This window comes from Bradyrhizobium sp. (genome assembly GCF_019242285.1).
Classification (GTDB): domain Bacteria; phylum Pseudomonadota; class Alphaproteobacteria; order Rhizobiales; family Xanthobacteraceae; genus Bradyrhizobium.
Map to the genome: position 1 here is coordinate 1 of NZ_JAFAVV010000322.1, position 3931 is coordinate 3931.

Annotated in this window: 3 protein-coding genes; 2 read left to right on the forward strand and 1 reads right to left on the reverse strand. The window is 65.9% G+C overall.

The genetic code is table 11. The features are described from left to right. Positions 1-73 precede the first annotated feature (73 nt). On the forward strand, positions 74-859 hold the full coding sequence (locus tag JOY90_RS12670) for a molybdopterin-dependent oxidoreductase (RefSeq protein ID WP_291691472.1): 786 nt from the start codon (positions 74-76) through the stop codon (positions 857-859). A gap of 732 nt (positions 860-1591) precedes the next feature. On the opposite strand, the gene JOY90_RS12675 is transcribed toward JOY90_RS12670, so the two are convergent. Further along, positions 1592-2782, reverse strand: coding sequence for a YbfB/YjiJ family MFS transporter (locus JOY90_RS12675; RefSeq protein WP_291691473.1), 1191 nt, complete (start codon positions 2780-2782; stop codon positions 1592-1594). A 381-nt stretch (positions 2783-3163) separates the two neighbouring features. Between JOY90_RS12675 and leuB the strand changes: the two genes are divergently transcribed. Beyond that, positions 3164-3931, forward strand: a 768-nt coding sequence (leuB, locus tag JOY90_RS12680) for a 3-isopropylmalate dehydrogenase (protein ID WP_291691474.1), incomplete at its 3' end; no start/stop codon positions are given.

Sequence of the window (3931 nt, forward strand, 5' to 3'; positions counted from 1 at the left end):
GTCGTGCTGGCGTTGCTGGTGCCGAAAAGCCTGCGCGCCATGATCATCGGCCGCTGAATTCAGGGAGGCAATCATGGGCCGCATCCGCAAATTGCTGATCCCCGGCGTCGACAAGAAGGTGCTCGTGAAGGACGCCGCCAGACTGCTGCCCGATCCGGCACGCCGGCGTTTCCTCGCCGGCGGCGCCAGCCTTGGCGCGCTGACGCTGCTGACCGGCTGCGATGTCTCCGACAGCTTTTCGGCAGAACGCATGCTGAAGCAGATCTCGAAATTCAATGACGGGGTGCAGGCCTGGATGTTCAACCCGAACGCGCTGGCGCCGGAATTCCCGGAAAGCGCCATCACGCGGCCGTTCCCGTTCAACGGCTATTACGATCAGGACGACGCGCCCGACATCAAGGCTGCGGACTGGAAGCTTGAGGTGCGCGGCCTGGTCGAGAACAAGAAGTCGTGGACGCTGGACGAGCTATACAAGCTGCCCGAGGTCAAGCAGGTCACGCGGCATATCTGCGTCGAAGGCTGGAGCGCGATCGGCAGCTGGAGCGGCACGCCGCTCCGCGACTTCCTCAAGCTGATCGGCGCCGACACGCGCGCGAAATACGTCTGGTTCCAGTGCGCCGACAAGGACGGCTACAACTCGCCGCTCGACATGCGCACCGCGCTGCATCCGCAGACGCAGATGACGTTCAAATTCGCCGACCAGATCCTGCCGCGCGCCTACGGCTACCCGATGAAGATCCGCGTGCCGACCAAGCTCGGCTTCAAGAACCCGAAATACGTGATCTCGATGGAGGTCACCAACGACTACAAAGGCGGCTACTGGGAAGACCAGGGCTACAACTCGTTCAGCGGGAACTAGCCGTAGTGGGTAGGGTGGGTTAGCGACGTCGTTCGCTCGAAGCCGCGTAGGGTGGGCTAAGACGCGCGAGCGTCGTGCCCACCATCGTATCAACAGCACGATCCTGAGCGGTGGGCACGCTGCAACCTTTGCGTGGCGCGCCGCCATGCATGTGCCCGCTTAGCCCACCCTACGAGCTTCGTCGCGTGACGCGGCGCTTCATTCACATTTCAAACAGCGGAGAGGACGCACGTCTGCATTCTCGCGACGTGAATCGTCCGAGCCGTGCACAGACATCACCCTCGAATCGAAGAGGGCGCAGGGAAGGCCGGGTATCGACTGATACCCATGGCCCCCGTGCAGGCAAAAGCACGGGGCAGGAACCACAGGCTCAGCCGGATAAACCCGACCTTCCCTGCGCGATGGTGCTGACGCTTATACCGTGCTCTCCTCGGGGAACGGGCTCTCTTGCCCCCGTCGCTTCTCGGATCATCGCCGAAAAGCTTGGCGCCAGCGTCGCGGCGCCGGGACCACACGGCTTCGCGTCCGCTTCGACCGCGCTCGTCTCGCGCGTCAAAGCGTCCATCGCCTCCCGCCTCCCACGTCCGTGACGATCGCGAAACGCCCCTCCGATGGAGGCGGGATGCGCGCATAATGCCACTGATTTGGGGTCGGCGTCAACCGATATTCCGAAAATCAGAAGGCGCGTGCTGCGACAAACTTGCAAGACGAAGCCGGCTCGCGCTTTTCGTCTCAGCCCCGCTTTCGCAGCTTCCCCTGAAACGCCGCCGCGACCGCGCCGAGCACCAGTGTCGCGGCTGAAACGTTCAGCGCGTAGCTCAGGCTGCCGAGCGCATCGGTGATGGCGCCGACCACGATCGGGCCGAGCGTCTGGCCGATGCCGAAGGCAATGGTCATCGCTGCGATCGCGCTCGGCCAGGCGGGCGGAGGGTAGTTATGGCGCACGAAGGCGGTGGTCGAGCCGACCACCGCGAAAAAGCCGACGCCGAACACGATGGCAGAGAGCGCAAGCCACGCGGCGGAATAGCCGAGGATCGGCATCGCCGCGCCGCTGGCAGTGACGGCGAGGATGATCGTGGTCGACAGGCCGCCGCGGTCGAGCGCGAGCACGCCGCGCCAGATCCACGGCGTCACGAAGGCGCTTAGTCCGATCAGGGCCCAGAACGCGGCCTGCGCCGGCGCGCCGCCGCCGGCGTCGCGGATGTAGGCGATCATGAAGGTCATGTAGGCGATGTAGCCGGCGCCGAACAGGAAATAGGCGGCGAGATAGATCGCGACTGGCGCGATCGCGAAGCGCGCGCTGCCGGCCTCGGTGATCGCGGCCTTGCCGTCGAGCCGTGTGAGCAGCAGCGGTGCGGTCATGGCGGCGGCGAGGAACGCCAGCGCCCACCACGCGATCCACCAGGAGCCGGAGCCAAAACCGTGCAGCACGAACGGCGCGATCAGGCCGGAGGCGAGAATGCCGAGCCCGGGTCCGGCATAGAACAGGCTGAGCAGAAAGTTCGCGCGGTCCGGCCGCGACTGCGCGATCATCGCGGCCAGCGCGCCGCCGGCGACGAAGCCGGCCGCGGCGCCGACGCCTGCGATCAGCCGCGCCAGGCTCAGCACGACGAAATTGGCCGAGAGCGCGCACATCACGAGTGAGACCAGGCAGGCCAGCGTGCCGCCGCGCACCGTCGCCGACCAGCCGAAGCGCCGGATCAGCCGCGAGGCGACGAGCGCGCCGGCGAGATAGCCGGCCGCGTTGATCGTGTTCAGGAAGCCGGCTGCCGAATACGACCAGTGCAGGGAGTCGCGCATGTCCGGCAGCACCAGCGCATAGGCGAAGCGGCCGATGCCGAGACCGACGATTGGCGCCAGCGACAGTGTGAGAATGAGGCGCGCGGGGTGCGCGGTGCTGGAGGCGGAATGAGGTGCGTGCAATGAAGGGCTCCGAACTCAGCCATTCTGGCAGGCCCTTCCGGGCTTGCCCAGCCATGGGCCGGCAATGGTGTCTTGCCATTGACGCAATAGCGATGCGTTTCACCCTCCCCTGGAGGGACCCTGGAGGGGGAGGGTCGATCGCGAAGCGATCGGGGTGGGGTGACGGTCCCTCGACTCGAACAGTGCCCGAGTTGAGAGATCACCCCACCCCGGCACGCATCTCGCTTCGCTCGATTGCGTGCCGACCCTCCCCCTCCAGGGGAGGGTGATCGCACTGCCTGTGCGGATGGCGATTGGCTGCTACCGCCGGGCTCGCGTGGCTTGCCAATCCAGGCCTGCCGCATTAGCACTCCGCGCGAAACGAGCGAGGAAATAGCCCCCATGGCGACCCACAAACTGCTGCTTCTCCCCGGCGACGGCATCGGCCCCGAAGTGATGGCGGAGGTCACACGCCTGATCGACTGGCTGAACGCCAAGGGGGTGGCGCGGTTCGAGACCGAGCAGGGGCTGGTCGGCGGCTCCGCCTATGATGCGCACAAGGTGTCGATATCAGAGGAGACGATGGCGCAGGCCAAGGCCGCGGACGCGGTGATCTTCGGCGCGGTCGGCGGGCCGAAATGGGACAGCGTGCCCTACGAGGTGCGGCCCGAGGCGGGGCTGTTGCGGTTACGCAAGGAGCTCGGCCTGTTCGGCAATCTGCGGCCGGCGGTGTGCTATCCGGCGCTGGCGGATGCCTCCAGCCTGAAACGCGAGGCGGTCGAGGGGCTCGACGTCATGATCGTGCGCGAGCTCACCGGCGGGGTCTATTTCGGCGAGCCCAAGACCATTAGCGACTTGGGCAATGGCCAGAAGCGCGCCGTCGACACACAAGTCTACGACACCTACGAGATCGAACGCATCGGTCGCGTCGCCTTCGAGCTTGCGCGCCAGCGCAACAACAAGGTGACCTCGATGGAGAAGCGCAACGTGATGAAGACCGGCGTGCTCTGGCACGAAGTCATCACCGCGCTGCATCAGCGCGGGTTCAAGGACGTCACGCTCGAGCACCAGCTCGCCGACGCGGGCGGCATGCAGCTCGTGCGCTGGCCCAAGCAGTTCGACGTGATCGTATGCGATAATTTGTTCGGCGATATGCTCTCCGACATCGCC